The following is a 22,062-nucleotide window of genomic DNA, read 5'->3' as shown; positions in this document are numbered from 1 at the left end:
GCCCTTAAGCGCCAACGGCAAGCTCGACCGCAAGGCACTGCCGCAGCCGGTGCACAAGGTGCAGGCCTTCGACGCACCGCAAGGCGCAGTGGAGCAAGACCTGGCGCGGATCTGGAGCGAGGTGCTGGGCATCGACGCGGTGGGCGCCCAGGACAACTTCTTCGAGCTTGGTGGCGACTCGATCATCGCCATCCAGGTCGCTAGCCGCGCCCGCCAGGCAGGCTGGCAGGTCAGCCCGCGCGACCTGTTCCGTCACCAGACCCTGCGCCAGCTGGCCCAGGTCACCCAGGCACTGGCCCGACAGCGCGAAGGGGCTGCACCTCCAGCGCTGGGCAACATCGCGCAGACGCCGTTGCAACAACAGTTCTTCGCCACGCCCATGCCCCGGCGCCAGCACTGGAACCAGGCCTTGCTGCTGACGCTGGATCAGCCGCTGCAGCCGGCGCGGCTGGAACAGGCGCTGAACGCCGTGGTCACCCACCACGATGCCTTGAGCCTGCGGTTTGACCAGGACAGCGCCGGCACCTGGCAGGCCGCCTACGCGGCGCCCACCGCCGTCGAGCTATGGACCCGCGAGGCGGCGGATACCGACGCCCTGGCAGCGATTGTCGAGCAGGCGCAACGCAGCCTGGATCTGGCCCATGGCCCGCTGCTGCGGGCGGTATTGATCGAATTGCAGGGTGGCGGATGGCGCCTGCTGCTGGCGATCCATCACCTGGTCGTCGATGGTGTGTCCTGGCGGATTCTGCTCGATGACCTGCAGCGCCGCCTGGCCGACAGCAATGCGCCGCTGGCACCGCGTAGCCATGCCTTCGGCGAGTGGACGGGCTTTCTCGTGCAGCGCGCCCGGCACCGCGAGGTACTGGCGCAGTTGCCCTGGTGGCTGGCGCAGCTGGGCGAGGCGTCGGGCAGCTTCCCGGGCGCGCGCCACGACGGCCCGGCGGCGGTCGCTGAAGCCGTCACCCTGGGGTTGCAACTGGACCCGCTGCAAACCCGCCAACTGCTGCGCGATGCCCCGGCGGCCTACCGCACCCAGGTCAATGACCTGTTGCTGTGTGCCCTGGCCCGGGCCTGGTGGCGCTGGAGCGACCAGCCCGAACTGCTGCTGGAACTGGAAAGCCACGGCCGCGAGGAGCACCTGGCCAACCTCGACCTGAGCCGTACCGTGGGCTGGTTCACCGCCACTTATCCGCTGCGCCTGCGGGCGTGCGAAGGCCTGGGTGAGTCGCTCAAGGCCACCAAGGAGCACCTGCGCCAGGTGCCGGACAACGGCCTGGGCTTCGGCCTGCTGCAACAACTGGCACCGGCCGAGGTGCGTGCGCAGTTGGCGGCGCGCCCTGTGCCGCGCGTCACCTTCAACTACCTTGGCCAGTTCGATACCAGCTTCGAGGGCGGCCTGTTGCGCCGCGCGCAGGAGCCCTGCGGTGCCAGCCTGGACCCGGCCGCGCCGCTGTCCAATTGGCTGTCCATCGACGGTGGGGTGAACGACGGCCGACTGCAACTGGGCTGGACGTTCAGCCCGCAGCAGCTCGATGCGCAACGGCTGGAGGAACTGGTCGCGCTTTATGAGGCCGAGCTGCAGGCGCTGATTGCCCATTGCCTGACGCCCGGCATCGGCGGTGCCACGCCGTCGGACTTCCCGCTGGCGCCCGTCGCGCAGGCGCAACTGGACAGCCTGGCGGTGCCGATCAGCCAGGTCGAAGACCTCTATCCGCTGTCGCCCATGCAGCACGGCATGCTGTTCCACAGCCTGTATCAACCGGGCGATGGCAGCTACATCAACCAGGTGCGCATGGACGTCGAAGCCCTCGACCCGGCCCGCTTGCGCGATGCCTGGCAAGCCGCCCTGGACGGCCACGGGGCGCTGCGCAGTGCCTTCGTCAGCCCGGTCGGTGGTGTGCCTCTGCAGGCGATCGTGCGCGAGGTCGCGCTGGACTGGCGCGAAGCGGTCGCGGGCGATTGCAATGCACTTGCCGAGGCCGAGCGCCGGCCCTTCGACCTGGTGCGTCCGCCGTTGATGCGCCTGTTGCTGGTGGCGACCGGCAACGGCCGGCATCACTTGATCTGGACCTGTCATCACCTGTTGCTCGATGGCTGGAGCCAGGCGCAATTGTTCGCCGAGGTGATGCAGCGCTATGCCGGGCAGGCCGTGCCGACCCCGGTGGGGCGCTACCGTGACTACATCGCCTGGTTGGCCGACCGCGACCTGGCCGCCAGCGAGCGCTTCTGGCGCGACCAACTGGCACCGCTGCAGTCGCCCACGTCGCTGGCGGCCGCCATTGCCCTGGAGCAGCCAGGCCAAGGCATCGCCGAGCACCGCTCGATGCTGTCCAGCGCGGCCAGCGAGCGCCTGCGCCACTTCGCCCGACAGCACAAGGTGACCCTCAGCAGCCTGCTGCAGGCCGCCTGGCTGTTGCTGCTGCAACGCTACACCGGCCAGGCATGCGTGGCCTTCGGCGCCACGGTGGCCGGGCGTCCGGCCGAGTTGCCGGGGATCGAGCAGCAACTGGGCCTGTTCATCAATACCTTGCCGGTGGTCGCCAGCCCACAACCACAGCTGACGGTCGGCCAATGGCTGGAGCAGGTGCAGGCGTTGGGCCTGGCAGTGCGGGAGCATGAGCACTCGGCGCTGTACGACCTGCAACGCTGGGCCGGGCAGGGCGGGCAGGGGCTGTTCGACCAGATTCTGGTATTCGAGAACTACCCGCTCGACAGCACGCTGCTCAGTGGCCAGGGCGATGGTCCACGTTTCTCCAACCTGACCAGCCGCGAGCAGGGCAATTACCCGCTGATGCTGCTGGTCAATCAGGGCGAGTCGCTGGCCTTCTGCTACAGCTATGACCGTGCCCGCTTCGATGTGGCGGCCATTGCCCGTGTTGATGGGCATTTGCACCAGTTGTTGATGGCGATCACCGAGGACGCCGGTGTACGCCTGGGCCAACTGCCGCTGCTGAGCGCTGGCGAACGTGCGAGCCTGCTGGACGCCGGCGCTGCACGCGACCACGGGGTAACCGGCTTCGACCTGGTGGCGCAGTTCGAGCATCAGGCGGCGCGCGTGCCGCAGGCGATTGCCCTGCGCCAGGCCGAGCTGTGCCTGAGCTACGCCGAACTGAACCGCCAGGCCAATGGCCTGGCCCACCGCCTGCAAGCGGCTGGCGTCGGCCCGGATGTGCGGGTAGGGGTGTGTCTTGAGCGTGGCCCGCAGTTGCTGGTGGCCTTGCTGGCGGTGCTCAAGGCTGGCGGCGCCTACGTGCCGCTGGACCCGGAGTTCCCCGCCGAGCGCCTGCGCCACATGCTCGACGACAGCCGTGCGGCATTGCTGCTGAGCCAGACTTCGCTGCAGGACACCCTGCAGTCCCTGGGCGCCGCCGCCGAATGCTGGTGGCTGGACCAGCTTGCTGTTAGCGGCGTGGACAGCAACCCGCCAGCGCTGGCTCAGGGCGAGCACCTGGCCTACGTGATCTACACCTCCGGCTCCACCGGCAAGCCCAAGGGCGTGGCCGTGCGCCGTGCCGGGCTCGGCAACTTCCTCGCCAGCATGGCCCAGGCGCCGGGGCTGGAGGAGAACGGTCGGCTGCTGGCCCTGACCTCGCTGTCGTTCGACATCGCGGTGCTGGAGCTGTACCTGCCGCTGGTGCGCGGCGCCAGCGTGGTGCTGGTGGACCGCGACACCGCGCGCGACCCGGAGCGTCTGTGGGCGCAGATCGAGCAGCAGCAGGTCACGGCCATCCAGGCCACGCCGTCGACCTGGCGTATGCTCGCCGAGCACCCACGCCTGCCCGCCCTGGCCGGGCGGCAGGTGCTGTGCGGCGGTGAAGCGCTGCCGGCGGACCTGGCGCAGCGCCTGAGCGCGGTCGCCGGGGGGGTGTGGAACCTGTACGGCCCCACCGAGACCACGGTGTGGTCGGCGCGTCACTGGCTGGATGAAGAGCACCCGCAGGTGCTGCTGGGCGAAGCCCTGGCCAACACCTCGCTGCATGTCCTGGACGACGACCTGGAGCCGTTGCCGTTGGGCGTTGCCGGTGAGCTGTACATCGGCGGCGACGGCCTGGCGCGGGGCTATCACGACCGTCCGGGGCTGACGGCCGAGCGCTTTGTCGCCGACCCGTTCGGCCTGGGCGCGCGGCTGTACCGCACCGGTGACCTGGTGCGCCGCCGTGCCGATGGCGCGCTGGAGTACCTGGGACGGATCGACCAGCAAGTGAAGATCCGGGGTTTCCGCATCGAACTGGGCGAGATCGAAGCGTGCCTGCTGGCCGACCCGGCAGTACGCGAAGCCGCCGTGGTGGCGCGGCAGAACCAGTTGGTGGGCTATGTGGTGGCCGATGCCGACGAGACGCTGCTGGGTCGGTTGCGCGAGCAACTGCAGGCGCAGCTGCCGGACTACATGGTGCCGGCGCGGCTGATGCGCCTTGAGCGCATGCCACTGACGCCGAACCGCAAGCTGGACCGCAAGGCCCTGCCGGAACCCGAGCTGGAAGCCCGGGTGCATGTACCGCCCCAAGGGCCGGTCGAGACGGTGCTGGCTGAAATCTGGCAAGCGGTGCTGAACGTGGCGCAGGTTAGCGCCGAAGACAACTTCTTCGAGCTGGGTGGCGATTCGATCGTCTCGGTGCAGGTGGTGGCCCGTGCCCGTGAGGCCGGGCTTGTGCTGACGCCCCGTGACCTGTTCGAGCAACAGACGGTACGCCGCCTGGCCCTGGTCGCCGCGCAACTGGCTCCCCAGGATGCACGGCCCGCAGCCAGCAGCCCTGTGGCGCTGGACGCCGCCGTCTGGGCGCGCCTGCCGGTGGGCCGCGAGGCACTGGACGATGCCTACCCCTTGTCACCCATGCAGCAAGGCTTGTTGTTCCATGGCCTGAGCGACAGCAGCGAAGGCGTGTACGTCAATCAGCTGGCATTCGATCTGGACGAGCTGGAGCCGCAGCGACTGCGCGAAGCCTGGCAACAGCTGATCGGCCGTCATCCGATTCTGCGCACGGCCTTTGCCTGGGAGGGCCTGGAACAGCCGCTGCAACTGGTCTACCGCCAGGTGCCAGAGGCCTGGGAAGAGCACGACTGGCGCGGTCGCGACTGCAGCTCCCAGGCACTGGAGCGCTTCGCCACCCAGCAGCGTGGCCTGCCGTTCAGTTTTGACCTGCCGGTGTTGCAACGGGTGCAGGTACTACGGCTGGATGAGCAGCGCTATCGCTTGGTCTGGACCTACCACCACCTGCTGCTCGATGGCTGGAGCAGTGCGCGGATGATCGAGGAGTGGCTGGGCCGCTATGTCGGTGAAGGCACGGTCGAGCCGGCGGGTCGCTACGGCGACTACATCGACTGGCTCCAGCGCCAGGACCCACAGCGCGGTGAAGCGTTCTGGCAGGCGCGCACCGCGACGCTGGATGCGCCGACGCTGCTTGCCTCGCCGCTGACGCCTGGCGAGGCGCAGCAGCACCTGGTCGAGGTCGACCTGGACGTGCAGGCGACCGAGCGCTTGAAGGCCTTTGCCCGTAGCCAGCGGGTCACCCTCAACACCCTGGTGCAGGCCGCCTGGTTGCTGCTGCTGCAGCGGCACAGCGGCCAGCGCGTGGTGTGCTGCGGCGTCACCCTGGCAGGAAGACCGGCCGATCTGGCCGGCAGCGCCGACATGCTCGGGCTGTTCATCAATACCTTGCCGCTGATTGCCGAGCCGGTGGCGCACCGGCCCCTGGGCGACTGGCTGCAGGTGCTGCAGGGCGAGACCCTGCAATTGCAGGAGCAGGCCCATATGCCGTTGTACGAGGTACAGCGCTGGGCGGGCAGTGCCGGGCAATCGCTGTTCGACACCTTGCTGGTGTTCGAGAACTACCCGGTGGACGCCGCCTTGCGCAGCCGTGCCATCCAGCGCCTGCGTATCGACGCGGTACACCAGCGCGAGTCCAGCCACTATCCGCTGACCCTCACGGTGCATCCGGGCGAGCAGCTGCAACTGGCCTTCGCTGCCCGTGGCGATGGGTTCAGCGCGGCCTTCCTGACGCAACTGTCCGGGCACCTGGGCGAGTTGCTGCGCGTACTGCCGGGGGACCCGCAGCGCCGCCTCGGCGAGTTGACGATGCGCTCGCCAGCGGCGCGCCACAGCGCTGTCGAACGCGCCCGGCAAACAGCGGCACTGGGCAGCGGGCTGTGCCTGCCAGCGCTGTTTGCCGAACAGGCGCGGCAAACGCCGTCGTTGCCGGCGGTATGCGACGCGGCGCAGTCGCTCGACTATGCCAGCCTCGACCAGGCTTCCACGCGCCTGGCCCGGCATCTGCTGGCCCATGGCGTGGGCCCGGATGCGCTGGTCGGTGTGTGCCTTGAGCGTCGCGCCCAGCTGCTGGTGACGCTGCTGGCCGTCCTCAAGGCCGGCGCCGCCTATGTGCCGCTGGACCCGGAGTTCCCGGCCGAGCGCCTGCGTCACATGCTCGATGACAGTGGCGCGCGCTGGGTTCTGACCGACAGTGCCTTGCTCGAGCAACTGCCAGCGCAGGTCCCCGGCCAGCAGCGCTGGTGCGTGGATCAGCTGACGCTGGCAGAGGACGCCGCGGCTGCGCCGGCCTTGCCGGTGATCGACCCGCAACAGCTGGCCTATGTCATCTACACCTCGGGCTCTACCGGGCTGCCCAAGGGCGTTGCGGTGCGCCACGGCGCACTGGCCAACTTCCTCCTGAGCATGGCCCAGGCGCCCGGCGTGGCGAGGGGTGAAAGGGTGCTCGCGCTGACCTCGCTGTCGTTCGACATTGCCGCACTGGAGCTCTACCTGCCGCTGGTGCAGGGCGCCACCGTGGTCATGGCCGACCGCGTGCTGGCCCGTGACGCCGGGCGCTTGCTGCAGTACATCGCCGACCAGAGTGTCGGCTGCCTGCAAGCCACGCCGTCGACCTGGCGCATGCTCAGCGAGCATCCGCAGTTCAGCCTGTTGCAGGGCGTGCGCGCCCTGTGTGGCGGCGAGGCGCTGGCAAGCGACCTGGCGGCCCGCCTGCACACGGTCGTCGGTGAGCTGTGGAACCTCTATGGCCCAACCGAAACCACGATCTGGTCGGCGCGCAAGCGCTTGGACAGCGCGGCGGCGCAGGTGCTGCTCGGCGAGGCCATTGCCGGCACGTCCCTGCATGTCCTGGACGATAGCCTGGAGCCGGCTGCCGAAGGCGTGGCCGGTGAGCTGTACATCGGTGGCGTCGGCCTGGCCCGTGGTTATCACCGCCGGCCGGGGCTGACCGCCGAACGCTTCATTGCCGACCCCTTCGGCAACCCGGGCGAGCGCTTGTACCGCAGCGGCGACCTGGTGCGCTGGCGCGGCGATGCCCTGGAGTACATCGGGCGCATCGACCAGCAAGTGAAGATCCGCGGTTACCGCATCGAACTCGGCGAGATCGAAGCCTGCCTGCGTCGCTGCCACGGCGTGCGCGAGGCGGCCGTGGTGGCACGCCAGGGGCCGGCGGGTACGGTGCTGGTGGCCTATGCCGAGGCAGAGGCGGCACCCGAACTGGCCGCGCTGCTCAAGCAGCAACTGCAGGCCGCGCTGCCGGACTACATGGTGCCGGCGCAGGTAATGGTGCTGGCGCGCATGCCGCAGACCCCCAATGGCAAGCTCGATCGCAAGGCGCTGCCGGCGCCGGACTGGCAGGCACGCGTGCATGTGGAACCGCGCACGGAGCAGGAACGCCAGCTGGCGGCGATCTGGTGCGAGCTGCTGGGGCTGGAGCGCGTGGGGTGCGACGACGACTTCTTTGAGCTCGGCGGGCATTCGCTGCTGCTGACCCGGCTGTTGTCGCGGATTCGCGAGGGCTTCGGCGTCGACCTGGCACTGCAGACGCTTTTCGACTACCCCAGCGTCGGCGCCCTTGCCGCACAGCTGGAGGGTGTACCGGCCGCCGCCGATGGCGGTCTGGAGCTGGATTTCATGAATGATTTGTTGCAAGAACTGGAGCAGGCCGAATGAGTAGTGTCCTCGACCCCAAGGTAGCGGCGCAGGACCGTGAGTTGCAGGCGATCAGTGTGCGCCTGGCACAACTGCCGCAGGACAAGCAGCAACTGTTTCTCGCCAAGCTGGCGGCAGCGGGTGTCAACCTGCGCCGCCTGCCGGTACCCAGCCTGCCGCGTGACGGTGCCCTGGCACTGTCTGCCGCGCAGAGCCGCCAATGGTTCATCTGGAAGCTCGACCCCCAGGCGCCCACCTACAACCTGCACCGGGCGGTGCGCCTGACCGGCGAGCTGGACCGCGAGGCCGTCGGCAATGCCTTGCGCGACATTCTCGCCCGCCACGAAAACCTGCGCAGCCGCTTCCAGGACGTGGACGGCCAGCCGCACCTGTTGATCGAACCCAGGGTCGAGCTGGACGTCGCGTTTGAAGACCTGGGCGCGCTGCAGCCCCAGGCGCGCCAGGAGCGCGCCGAGGCGCTGCACATGGCCTGCGCCGTTACCCCTTACGACCTGGCCAACGGGCCGCTGATGCGCGTGGCCTTGCTGCGCCTGGCGGCCGATGAGCATCTGCTGTTGCTGGGCGTACACCACATCGTTGCCGATGGTTGGTCGATGAACTTGCTGGTGGACGAGTTCACCCGCGGCTACAACGGCCATTGCCACGGTGTGCCTGCGGATCTGCCGGCGCTGACGGCACACTATGCCGATTGCGCGGCCTGGCAACGCAAGTTGCTGGACGCCGGCGAGGGCGAACGCCAACGCGAATACTGGCTGCAGCGCCTGGCCGGTGAAGCGCCGTCCCTGGAACTGCCGTTCGACCGCCAGCGGCCGGCGCGCCCCAGCAGCCAGGGCGCGGTGCTGAGCTTCGAGATCGAACCGGCGCTGGCCGGGCGCCTGCGCAAGGTCGCCCAGGCCCGCGGCGCGACGCTGTTCATGCTGTTGCTGGCCGCATTCAAGGTGCAGCTGTATCGCTACAGCGGGCAGCACGACTTGCGCGTCGGCGTGCCCATTGCCGGCCGTGGCAACAGCGAAAGCGAACGGCTGATCGGCTTTTTCGTCAACACCCTGGTGATGCGCACGGAACTGGACGGGCGAGAACCCTTCGAGGCTCTGCTGGCGCGGGTGCGCCAGGGCTCACTGGCCGACCAGGCCCACCAGGACCTGCCGTTCGAGCAATTGGTAGAGGCGCTCGCGCCACAGCGCAGCCTCAGCCACAACCCACTTTTCCAGGTGATCTACAACCACCAGTGGTACGACAGCGCCGCCCTGCAGACATTGAACGGCGTGGCCATGGAGTCGTTGCCGCCGGTCATGCGCGCGGTGGATTGCGACCTGGCCCTGGACACCGCCGAGGATTCCGCCGGTCGCCTGCTGTGTGAACTCAGCTACGCCACCGACCTGTTCAGCGGAGCGCGCATTGAACGCTGGCGCCGGCATTTCGAGGCGCTGCTGGCACAGATCGCCGAGGGCCCGCAGACGCGCCTGTGCGATTTCGACCTGCACGAGCCGGCGGCCTGGCAACAGCTGCAAGCCTGGAACGCGCTGCCGGCCAGCGCCGAGAGCGAGCAACTGGTGCACCGGCGCATCGCCGACTGGGCCGCCCGCACCCCGGACGCCCCGGCGGTACGCTGCGGCGAGCAGGTGCTGAGCTTTGCCGAGCTTGAGCGCCAGGCCAATCAACTGGCCTGCTACCTGCACGCTCGTGGCGTCGGCCCGGAGAGCCGCGTGGGTGTCGGCCTGCCGCGTTCGCCACGGTTGCTGGTGGCGCTGCTGGCGGTGTTCAAGAGCGGTGCGGCCTATGTGCCGCTGGACCTCGATTACCCCCAGGAGCGCCTGGCCTACCAGATTCGTGACGCGGGCCTGGCCTGGTTGCTGGGCGACAGCCGCGACCCGCGCCGGGCGCCGCTGCCCGAAGGCGTCGAACGGCTGGACCTGGACCTGTTGGACCTGCACGACCTGCCCGAGCAGGCACCGGCGGTGCCCCCCCATGCCGACAACCTTGCCTACCTGATCTACACCTCCGGCTCCACCGGCCTGCCCAAAGGGGTAGCGGTGGCGCATGGCCCATTGGCCATGCACTGCCGGACCATCGGCGCGCGCTACGAAATGACGCCCGCCGACCGTGAACTGCACTTCATGTCGTTTGCCTTCGACGGCGCCCACGAACGCTGGCTCACGGCCCTGACCCACGGCGCCAGCCTGGTGCTGCGCGATGACAGCCTGTGGACGCCGGAGCAGACCTACCAGGCCATGGGCCGCTACGGGGTCACCGTCGCGGCGTTTCCGCCGGCCTATTTGCAGCAGATTGCCGAACATGCCGAGGGCCGCGAGGACGTGCCGGCGGTGCGGGTCTACTGCTTTGGTGGCGATGCGGTGCCGCACGCCAGTTTCGAGCAGGTTCGCCAGGTGTTGCGCCCGGCGTGGATCATCAACGGCTACGGGCCGACCGAGACGGTGGTCACGCCGATGATCTGGAAGGCCGGCCCGGCCGACCAGTGCCAGGCCGGTTATGCGCCGATTGGCGATCGCGTCGGCGCGCGCAGTGTCTGGGTCCTGGACGCCGACCTGAACCCGGTGCCGACCGGCGTTTGCGGCGAGCTCTACCTGGGTGGCGACGGCCTGGCCCGGGGCTATTTCCAGCGCCCGGGGCTCACCGCCGAACGCTTTGTGGCCGACCCGTTCGGCGCCCCCGGTGGGCGCCTGTACCGCACCGGCGACCTGGTGCGCCAGCGCGCCGATGGCATCCTTGACTACCTGGGACGGGTCGACCACCAGATCAAGGTCCGTGGTTTTCGTATCGAGCCAGGCGAGATCGAAGCACGCCTGCGCGCCGACGCGCGGGTGCGCGAGGCCCTGGTGGTGGCCCGCGAAACCCTCACCGGCAAGCAGTTGGTGGCCTATGTCGCGGCGGACGATGGGCAACTGGGCGCTGAACTGCGTGGCCTGCTGCGCGCGCAATTGCCGGACTACATGGTGCCGGCGCGAATCATGGTGATGGCGCAATTGCCGCGCAACGCCAACGGCAAACTGGACCGTAACCAGCTGCCCGAACCGGTGTGGCAGAGCGACAGCGAGGGCTACCAGGCCCCCGAGGGCGAGCACCAGCAACAGCTGGCGCAGATCTGGAGTGAAGTGCTGGGCCTGCCGCACGTGGGTGCGCAGGATCACTTCTTCGAGCTGGGCGGTCATTCGCTGCTGGCCGTGCAAGTGGTGGCACGGCTGAAGAAGCGCCTGGGGCTTGAGGTGCCCGTGCGCCAGGTGTTCGACACCCCGCGTTTGTGTGACCTGGCGGCTGCACTGGCACAGGCCGCGAGCACTGGTGCGGCGCCGGCATTGCACGCCTCGGCGCATGCCGACGGCGCGCCGCTGTCGTTCAACCAGCAACGCCTGTGGTTCTTGTGGAAACTGGCGCCCGATAGCGCGGCCTATAACCTGTCTGGCGGCCTGCGCCTGCGTGGCACGCTGGATGCGGCTGCCCTGCAGGCCGCGTTCGGCCAGCTGCAGGCACGCCACCCGGCGCTGCGCACGGTGTTCGAGGACGATGGCGAGCAGGTGCGCCAGCGGGTGATCGACGACCTGCCGCTGGTCTTTACCGAGGTCTGCCTGCAACACCTGGCGGCCGATGCCCGTGAAACACAACTGGCGCGGCGGATCGCCGAGGAGGGCGGCTACGGCTTCAACCTGGCCACCGGGCCGTTGATGCGCGTGTGCCTGGTACAGCTGGCGGCAGACGAGCACGTGATGCTGCTTACCCTGCATCACATCATTGCCGACGGGGCCTCGGTGAAGGTGTTGCTGGATGAATTCCCCGTCTGTTACCGCGCCCGGCTCGCTGGCGCGGTCGCGCAGTTGCCGGCGCTGGCGATCCAGTACGCCGACTTTGCCGTGTGGCAGCGACAGTGGCTGGCCAGTGGCGAATGCGAACGCCAGTTGGCGCACTGGCGCCAGCACCTGGGCGCTGAGCATCCGTTGCTGGAGTTGCCCCTGGACCACCCGCGTCCGGCGCAACAGAGCTTCCGTGGCGACACCGTCGACTTCGCGGTGCCGGCGGCCTTGGCGCAGCAGCTGCAGCGCCTGGCGCAGGAGCAGGGCAGCTCGCTGTTCATGCTGCTGCTGGCGGCCTTCGGCACCTTGTTGATGCGTTACAGCGGCCAGCGCGACCTGCGCATCGGCCTGCCCATCGGTGGCCGCCAGCAGGAGGAAACCGAGGGCCTGGTGGGCTTCTTCGTCAACACCCAGGTATTGCGCCTGCAGATCGACGCGCAAGCCTCGTTCAACCGGCTGCTGGCCCAGAGCCGCGAGCACGTGCTGGACGCCCAGGCCAATCAGGACCTGCCGTTCGAGCAGTTGGTCGAAGCCCTGCAGCCGCAGCGCAGCCTCAGTCACAACCCGCTGTTCCAGGTGTTGTTCAACCACGACCGGGTCGACAGCCTGGCCGACCTGGCGCTGCCGGGCCTGACCGTCGAGTCGCTTGCCGCAGTACGGCGCAGCACCCAGTTCGATCTGGTGCTGGACACCCGCGAGTGTGCCGACGGCCAATTGCTCGGCAGCTTCGGCTACGCCACCGACCTGTTCGAGCGCGACACCATCGTCCGCCTGGGCGGGCACTTCCTGCGCCTGCTGCAGGCCATTGCCCAGGCGCCGGAGCAGGCCCTGGAGCGCTTGCCCTTGCTGGCCAGCGCGGAGCGCGCGCAACTGCTGCAAGGCTGGAACGCCACCGCGCGCGACTACAGCCAGGCGCCGATGCTGCCAGAACTGATCCGCCGCCAGGCCGAGCGCACCCCGCAGGCCTGTGCGTTGGTTGACGGTGAGCGCCGGTTCACCTACGCCGAGCTTGAGGCCCGTGCCAACCGCCTGGCGCACTGGCTGCGCAGCCGCGGCGTGGGCTGCGACGTGCGCGTGGGGGTATTCGCCGAGCGTTCGGCGGAGCTGGCCATCGCCTTGCTCGCCATTCTCAAGGCGGGCGGTGCCTACCTGCCGCTCGACCCGGACTACCCGGCCGACCGCCTGGCCTTCATGGTCGAGGACAGCAATGTGCCGTTGCTGCTCACCCAGCAGACCCTGCTCGAACGCCTGCCGGCCTGCAACGCGCCGGTCTGGTGCCTTGACCGCGACTGGGCCGAGACCGATGGCCAGCCGGCGTCGCCACCCGCCATCGACTACCCGGCGCAGAGCCTGGCCTACTGCATCTACACCTCCGGTTCCACGGGGCGGCCCAAGGGCGTTGGCAATCATCACGCCGGGCTGCTCAACCGCCTGCAATGGATGCAGGACGAATATCGCCTCGATGGCAGCGACCGGGTGCTGCAGAAAACCCCGTTCAGTTTCGACGTGTCGGTGTGGGAGTTCTTCTGGCCGTGGTTTACCGGCGCCACGCTGGTCATGGCCGCGCCTGGCGCGCACCGTGATCCGGCGCGGCTGCGCCAGGTGATCGTCGAGCAGCGCATCAGCACGCTGCACTTCGTGCCGTCGATGCTCCAGGCCTTTATTGCCGCTGGCGAGCTGGCCGCCTGTGCCTCGCTGCGTCAGGTCATGTGCAGTGGCGAGGCGCTGCCCCACGAGTTGCAACAGCAATTCCAGCAGCACCATGGCGCAGCGCTGCACAACCTCTATGGGCCGACCGAGGCGGCCATCGATGTCAGCTATTGGCACTGTGTCGACGAGCCGGGCCGCCACAGCGTGCCCATCGGCCGGCCCATCGCCAACACCCGGCTGATGATTCTCGACAGCCAGCTACAGCCGGTGCCGGTGGGAGTCGCAGGCGAGCTGTACATTGCCGGCGCCAACCTGGCGCGGGGTTACCTGGGGCGGGCGGGGCTCACGGCCGAGCGCTTTGTCGCCGATCCGTTCGGCGCGCCGGGCGAGCGCATGTACCGCACCGGCGACCTGGCGCGCTGGCGTGTGGACGGGGTGATCGACTATGTCGGGCGGATCGACCACCAGGTCAAGTTGCGCGGCCTGCGTATCGAACTTGGCGAAATCGAGGCACGGCTGCTGGAGCACCCGCAGGTGCGCGAGGCGGTGGTCGTGGCCTGGCAGGGGACTGCCGGGGCGCAGTTGGTGGGCTATGTCACGCCGGACAGCCCGCAGGCGCAGCCGCAAGCGCTGCTCGACGCCCTGCGCGAGCATCTGCGCGAACACCTGCCGGACTACATGGTGCCGGCGCAATTGCTGTACCTGGAAGCCATGCCGCTGAGCCCCAACGGCAAGCTCGATCGCAAGGCGCTGCCGACGCCGCTCTGGCAAGCGCGCGGCTACTGTGCGCCACAGGGTGAGCGGGAAATACAGCTGGCGGCGATCTGGCAATCAGTGCTGGGCGTGGAGCAGGTGGGCCGCGACGACGACTTCTTCGAGATCGGCGGCCATTCGTTGCTGGCGGTGCGCATCGTGGCAAAAATTCGTGAGGCGTTCGCCGTCGAGTTGCCGCTGCGTACGCTGTTCGACACCCCGAACGTGGCAGGGCTGGCCCTGGCCCTGGCCCTGGCGCGCAGTGGCGGCGAGACGGCCACTGCGCTGCAACGACGTGAACGCCCGGCCCGTGCGCCCTTGTCGTTTGCCCAGCAACGCATGTGGTTCCTCTGGCAGCTTGACCCCGGCAGCGATGCCTACAACATGCCGGTGGCGCTCGAGCTGGACGGCGCCCTCGACCGCCTGGCCCTGGAGCGTGCCCTCACGGGCTTGCTCGAACGCCACGAGGCACTGCGTACGTGCTTCCCGAGCGACGATGGCGAGGTCTATCAGCAGGTGCTGCCTGCCAGCCGCTTCAGCCTGTCGTTCAGCGACTTGCGCGGCGAAGCCGATCCGCAGGCTGAAGCGGCGGCCTTGCGGGTGCGCCAGGCCCAGGCCGCGTTCGACCTGGTCCACGGCCCGCTGCTGCGTGGCCAGTTGCTGCGCCTGGGCGAGCAACAGCACCACTTGCTACTGACCCTGCACCATATGGTCGGTGATGGCTGGTCGATGGACATCCTGGTCCGCGAGCTGGGCCAGTTGTATGCCGCCGAGCGTGCGGGCACAGCGTCGGCGCTGCCAGCGTTGCCAATCGACTACATCGACTATGCCCTGTGGCAGCGTGACTGGCTGGCCGGCGGGGAGGGCGCGCGCCAGCTCGGGTATTGGCAGGCGCGGCTGGAGGGTGCTCCGCGCATCCTCGAATTGCCGACCGATCACGCGCGTGCGGCCCAGCAAAGCTATCGCGGCGAGGTGGTCAGCGTCAGCGTGCCGACCGCGCTGGCCAGCGAACTGCTGCGCCAGGCCCAAGGCTATCAGGTGACGCCATTCATGCTGTTGCTGGCGGCCTTCAATGTGCTGCTGCACCGCTATGCGCGCCAGGAGGACCTGTGTGTCGGTGTGCCGGTGGCCAACCGACTGCGCGGTGAATGCGAGGGCCTGATCGGCCTGTTCGTCAACACCCAGGTCATGCGTACCCGGGTGGACAAGGCGCAGCCGTTCAGCACACTGGTGCTGCAGGTTCGCGACACCGTACTGGCGGCCCAGGCCCATCAGGACCTGCCGTTCGAGCAGTTGGTCGAAGCCCTGCAACCGGAACGCAGCCTGAGTCACAATCCGCTGTTCCAGGTGCTGTTCAGCCTGCAACGGCACGATGTAGTGCTGCGCGATCAATTGTCCGGCTTGCAGTTGTCGAGCCTGCCGAGCGAGCGGCGTACCGCGCAGGTCGATCTGGGCCTGTTTGTCGATCAGCGTGGCGAACAGCAGTTCGATTTCACCTTCAACTACGCCAGCGACCTGTTCGAGCGCGCCAGTATCGAGCGCCTGGCCGGGCATTTCCTGCGGCTGCTCGAAGCCCTGCTGGCTGAACCGACGCAGGCGTTGGGGCGGGTCCCGCTGCTGGCTGCCAGCGAACGCGCAACCTTGCTGGGCGCCGGCGCTGCACGCGACCACGGGGTAACCGGCTTTGATCTGGTGGCGCAGTTCGAGCATCAGGCGGCGCGCGTGCCGCAGGCGATTGCCCTGCGCCAGGCCGAGCTGTGCCTGAGCTACGCCGAACTGAACCGCCAGGCCAATGGCCTGGCCCACCGCCTGCAAGCGGCTGGCGTCGGCCCGGATGTGCGGGTAGGGGTGTGTCTTGAGCGTGGCCCGCAGTTGCTGGTGGCCTTGCTGGCGGTGCTCAAGGCCGGTGGCGCCTACGTGCCGCTGGACCCGGAGTTCCCCGCCGAGCGCCTGCGCCACATGCTCGACGACAGCCGCGCGGCGTTGCTGCTGAGCCAGACCTCGCTGCAGGACACCCTGCAGTCCCTGGGCGCCGCCGCCGAATGCTGGTGGCTGGATCAGCTTGCTGTCAGCGGCCTGGACAGCAACCCGCCAGCGCTGGCCGAGGGCGAGCACCTGGCCTATGTGATCTACACCTCCGGCTCCACCGGCAAGCCCAAGGGCGTGGCCGTGCGCCGTGCCGGGCTTGGCAATTTCCTCGCCAGCATGGCCCAGGCACCGGGGCTGGCGGAGAGCGGTCGGCTGCTGGCCCTGACTTCGCTGTCGTTCGACATTGCGGTGCTGGAGCTGTACCTGCCGCTGGTGCGCGGCGCCAGCGTGGTGCTGGTGGACCGCGACACCGCGCGCGACCCTGAGCGCCTGTGGGCGCAGATCGAGCAGCAGCAGGTCACGGCCATCCAGGCCACACCGTCGACCTGGCGCATGCTCGCCGAGCACCCACGCCTGCCCGCCCTGGCCGGGCGGCAGGTGCTGTGCGGTGGTGAAGCGCTGCCGGTGGACCTGGCGCAGCGCCTGAGCGCGGTCGCCGGTGGCGTGTGGAACCTGTACGGCCCGACCGAGACCACGGTGTGGTCGGCGCGTCACTGGCTGGATGAGGAACACCCGCAGGTGCTGCTGGGCGAAGCCCTGGCCAACACCTCGCTGCATGTCCTGGACGACGACCTGGAACCGTTGCCGTTGGGCGTTGCCGGTGAGCTGTACATCGGCGGCGACGGCCTGGCGCGGGGCTATCACGACCGTCCGGGGCTGACGGCCGAGCGCTTTGTCGCCGACCCGTTCGGCCTGGGCGCGCGGCTGTACCGCACCGGTGACCTGGTGCGCCGCCGTGCCGATGGCGCGCTGGAGTACCTGGGGCGGATCGACCAGCAAGTGAAGATCCGGGGTTTCCGCATCGAACTGGGCGAGATCGAAGCGTGCCTGCTGGCCGACCCGGCGGTGCGCGAAGCCGCCGTGGTGGCGCGGCAGAACCAGTTGGTGGGCTATGTGGTGGCCGATGCCGACGAGACGCTGCTGGGCCGTCTGCGCGAGCAACTGCAGGCGCAGCTGCCGGACTACATGGTGCCGGCGCGGCTGATGCGTCTGGAGCGCATGCCACTGACGCCGAACCGCAAGCTGGACCGCAAGGCCTTGCCGGAACCCGAGCTGGAAGCCCGGGTGCATGTACCGCCGCAAGGGCCGGTCGAGACGGTGCTGGCTGAAATCTGGCAAGCGGTGCTGAACGTGGCGCAGGTCGGCGCCGAAGACAACTTCTTCGAGCTGGGCGGCGATTCGATCGTCTCGGTGCAGGTGGTGGCCCGGGCCCGTGAGGCCGGGCTTGTGCTGACGCCCCGTGACCTGTTCCTGCACCAGAACGTACGTGCCCTGGCGACCCAGGCGCAGCCGCTGGCGGCGCAAGCCGCGCCCGGCGCGGTGGCACGCATCGACCTCGACGCCCTCGGCGCAGAGGCCCTGGCCGCGTTGCCGGTGCACCTGGCGGCGATTGAAGACATCGTGCCGCTGTCGCCCATGCAGCAGGGCATGCTGTTCCACGCCCTGGACAGCGGCAGCGACCTCTACGTGAACCAGCTGGACGTGGTGATCGACGGCCTGGATGCGCCACGCTTCGTTGCCGCCTGGGACGAGGTCAGCGGCCGGCACGACAGCCTGCGCGGCAGTTTTGTCTGGCAGGGCTTCGCCGATGCCATGCAGGTGATTCATCGCGAGGTATCGTTGCCGGTAGAACTGCTGGACTGGCGCGAGCATGCGCCCAGCGAAGAACAGCACCAGGCCCTGGCCCGCGAGCAGCGCGAGCGGCCCTTCGACCTCGGCCAGGCACCGCTGCAACGGCTGTTGCTGGTGCAACTGGGCGCACGCCGCTACCGCCTGGTGTGGACCTATCACCACTTGCTGCTCGATGGCTGGAGCCTGTCGCTGTTGATCGGCCAGGTGCTGCGTCGCTATCTCGGCCAGCCGCTGCCGGCACCCGGCCGCTACCGCGATTACATCGACTGGCTGCAAACCCGCGACCCGCTGGTCAGCGAGCGCTTCTGGCGCGAACGCCTGCAGCCGCTGGAGGAGCCGACCTTCCTCGCCCAGGCGCTGACCGGCGAGCGCAGCGAACGCGGTCACCAGGCCATCTACAGCCATCTGGACAGCGCGCGCACGACGCGCCTGAAGGACTTCGCCCGCAGCCAGCGGGTGACACTCAACACCCTGGTGCAAGCGGCCTGGCTGCTGCTTCTGCAGCGCTATACCGGCCAGCGTTGCGTGGCGTTCGGCGCCACAGTATCGGGCCGGCCTGCAGAACTGCCTGGCTCCCAGGACACCCTGGGGCTGTTCATCAATACCCTGCCGATCGTCCAGGCGCCGCTGCCCGAGCAGCGCCTGGGCGACTGGCTGCAGGCGCTGCAGGCCTACAACCTGGCGGCGCGGGAGCACGAGCACACGCCGTTGAGCCAGGTGCAACGCTGGGCCGGGCGCGGTGGCCAGGCGCTGTTCGACAGCATCGTGGTGTTCGAGAACCAGCCGGTCGATCGTCTGCTCAGCGAATGGGACGATGGCGAGCTCACGTTCGAGACGGTGCGCGGCCATGGCGTGACCAACTTCGCCATGGACCTGATGGTGACCCTGGGCGAGTCGCTTGAAATCGAATACATGTTCCTGCGCGAGCACTTCAACCTGAGCCAGGTAGAGGGCATCCGCAGCCACCTGGAGCAGTTGCTCGAAGGCTTCTGCGACAGTGCCGACACGCCGTTGGGCGAGCTGGTGATGCTCGGTCAGCGCGAGCTGCAGGCCCGCGAGCAGTCCAACCACCTGGCGCCGCGGCGCAGCCTGCCGACGATCACCCAGGGCATCAGCGAATGGGCGCGGCGCAGCCCGCACTGGGACGCGGTGCTCAGCGGTGACCAGCGCCTGACCTTTGCCGAGCTGGAGTCGCGCTCGAACCGCCTGGCGCAGTTCCTGCGGGCACAGGGGGCAGGGCCGGAAGCGGTGGTGGGGGTTGCACTGCCACGCTCGGTGGACTGGCCGGTGGCGCTGTTGGCCGTGCTCAAGTGCGGCGCTGCCTACCTGCCGCTGGACACCCGCCACCCCGCCGAACGCCTGGCCTTTATCCTGCGCGACTCGGGGATGCGCCTGCTGCTCAGCCATTCAAGCCTCGATGAGCAACTGCCGGTGCAGGCCGGGGTGAGCCGTTTCGCCCTCGACCGCCTGGCGCTGGACGGGCTGGACGATCAGGCGCCGAGCGTGGCCGTGCAGGCCGACAGCCTGGCCTACCTGATCTACACCTCCGGTTCCACCGGGCAGCCAAAGGCCGTGGCGGTGTCGCACGGGCCGTTGGCCATGCACTGCGAAGCGATCGGCGAGCGCTACGGCATGAGTCCGGAGGATCGCGAACTGCATTTCATGTCGTTCGCCTTCGACGGTGCCCATGAACGCTGGCTGGTACCGCTGTTGTTCGGCGGCAGCCTGCTGATCCGTGACGATGAACTGTGGACGCCGCAGCAGACCCTCGCCGCCATGACCGAACACGGGGTCACCGTGGCTGCGTTTCCGCCGGCCTATCTGCAGGCGCTGGCCAGCCAGGCCGAGACCGACGGCACGGCGCCAGCGGTGCGGGTGTACTGCTTCGGTGGCGATGCGGTCCCTGATGCGGCCTTCGAGCGTGCCCGCGCCGCCTTGCGGCCGCAGGCGATCATCAATGGCTACGGCCCGACCGAAACCGTCATCACGCCGCTGCTGTGGAAGGCCGAAGGCACGACCGCTTGCGGTGCGGCGTATGCGCCGATTGGCGAGCGGGTCGGCGCGCGTACCCTGCATGTACTGGACGCCGACCTCAATCCGGTTCCGGAGGGTGTGGCGGGTGAGCTGTATATCGGTGGCGAAGGCCTGGCGCGGGGTTATCACCAGCGCCCCGGGCTGACCGCCGAGCGCTTCGTTGCCGACCCGTTCAGTGTGGGCGGGCGCCTCTATCGCACCGGCGACCTGGTGCGTCGCCGCGTCGATGGCACTTTCGATTACCTGGGGCGCCTGGATCATCAGGTCAAGGTACGGGGATTCCGCATCGAGCTGGGTGAGATCGAGGCGCGGCTGCGCGAGCAGCCGCAGGTCCACAGCGCCGTGGTGGTGGCTCGCGACAGCCACGGCGGCAAGCAGTTGGTCGCCTATGTGGCGGCGGTTGCCGCCGACGGCCTCGGTGAGCAGTTGCGCCAGCGCTTGCGCGAGCGCCTGCCGGACTACATGGTGCCGGCGCATGTGATGGTGCTGGAGGCCTTGCCGCTCAACGCCAATGGCAAGGTTGACCGCCTGGCCCTGCCGGCGCCGCAGATCAGTCTGGACAGCCAGTTCGTTGCCCCGCAGACCGAGGAGCAGCGCCTGCTGGCAGGGATCTGGCAGGACGTGCTGGGGGTTGAGCGGGTCGGCATTGCCGATAACTTCTTCGAGCTGGGCGGCGACTCGATTCTGAGCCTTCAGGTGGTGTCGCGGGTTCGTAACCATCCGCAGCTGCAACGGGAAATCCGCCTGCGCGATCTGATGCGCAAACCCACCATCGCCGAGCTGTTGGCGCTGGACGATACGCCAACGGCGCCGACGACCACGGCCGACCTGGTGCTGCCGGAGGGTGAGCTGTTCAACCTGCTACCGATCCAGCACTGGTTGTTCGAGGTGCCGATGGAGGAGCGCCAGCACTTCAATCAGGCGCTGCTCCTGGACGTGCTGCAACCGCTGCAGACCGATGCCCTCAAGCAGGCACTGCAGCACCTGCTGGTGCGTCATGAGGCACTGCGCTTGCGCTTCGTGCAAGGCGCCGGCGGTTGGTCGCAGCGCTACGCCAGTGTCGAGGAGGCCGAGCAGGTCGACCTGCTCTGGCAGCAGGACCTGGCCGACAGCGCGGCCCTGGAAGCGGCCATCCAGTGCGCCCAGCGCAGCCTCGACCTGAGCCACGGGCCGCTGCTGCGCGTGCTGCATGCACGCCTGGCGCAAGGGGGCGAGCGGCTGTTGCTGGTGGTGCATCACTTGGCCGTGGATGGAGTGTCCTGGCAGGTCCTGCTCGACGATCTGCTCGCCGCCTACCAGGCCGCCTGCAGCGGTCGCGCGCCTGAACTGGCCCAGCCCGGCAGTCGCTACCGCGACTGGGCGCAGCGCCTGCAGGCACGGGCGCGCAGTGCCGAAGGCGAGGCTGAACTGGACTTCTGGCTGCAGCACGTGGGCGCGGGCACGTCGCAGGCGCTGCCGGTCGATAATCCACGGGGGCGCAACCTGGTCGGCACCTCGGCCCAGGCGCATATCAGCCTTGATCCGCAGCGCACCCAGGTGCTGCTCAAGGCTGGTCCTGCAGCCCTGCAGGCGCAGATCAATGACCTGTTGCTCACCGCGCTGTCGCGGGCGGTGTGCCGCTGGAGCGCGGACGACTCAGTGTTGATCCAGCTCGAAGGCCATGGCCGCGAGGACCTGTTCGACGAACTCGACCTCAGCCGCACGGTGGGCTGGTTCACCAGCATGTTCCCGGTCCATCTGCGCCCGGGCAACGGCGCGGTCAGCGAGTCGGTGCGGGCGGTGCGCGCACAACTGGCGCAGCTGCCTGAGCGCGGCCTGGGCTTCGGTGTGCTGCGCTACCTGGGGCGTGCCGAGGTGCGTGAGGCGCTGGCGCGACTGCCGCAGCCACGCATCACCTTCAACTACCTCGGGCAACTGGACCAGGCCGCCAACGGCCAGTCGCTGTTCGGCGCGGCCCCGGAAAGCCTGGGTGACTTCCACAGTCCGTCGGCCCCGTTGGCCAACTGGCTGGAAATCATCGGCCAGGTACACGACGGCCGCCTCGGCATGCGCTGCATCTACAGCCGCAAGCGCTACCGCCCAGACACCGTGCAGGGCCTGCTGGATAGCTTCCAGGCCGAACTGCACGCCCTGATCGATCACTGCGAGCGGCTCTCATGA

2 protein-coding genes (1 of these 2 cut by a window edge) are annotated in these 22,062 nt (G+C 68.9%); both read left to right on the top strand.

From position 1 onward, the window contains the following. On the top strand, window positions 1–7,939 hold the 3' portion of the coding sequence (locus U9R80_RS14940; protein WP_324803086.1) for a non-ribosomal peptide synthetase. Its footprint begins 2,960 nt before the window's first position; 7,939 of the gene's 10,899 nt are visible here — the last part of the coding sequence; the start codon falls outside the window, past its left edge; its stop codon occupies window positions 7,937–7,939. Next, window positions 7,936–22,062: a non-ribosomal peptide synthase/polyketide synthase gene (locus U9R80_RS14935; protein ID WP_324803084.1), complete on the top strand. Its 14,127-nt coding sequence runs from the start codon at window positions 7,936–7,938 to the stop codon at window positions 22,060–22,062. The genes U9R80_RS14940 and U9R80_RS14935 overlap by 4 nt, the downstream gene beginning before the upstream one ends.

It is taken from the genome of Pseudomonas sp. JQ170C (genome assembly GCF_035581345.1).
Classification (GTDB): domain Bacteria; phylum Pseudomonadota; class Gammaproteobacteria; order Pseudomonadales; family Pseudomonadaceae; genus Aquipseudomonas.
The sequence above is the reverse complement of the archived record's forward strand: the minus strand, read 5'-3'. Positions and strand labels throughout refer to the sequence as shown.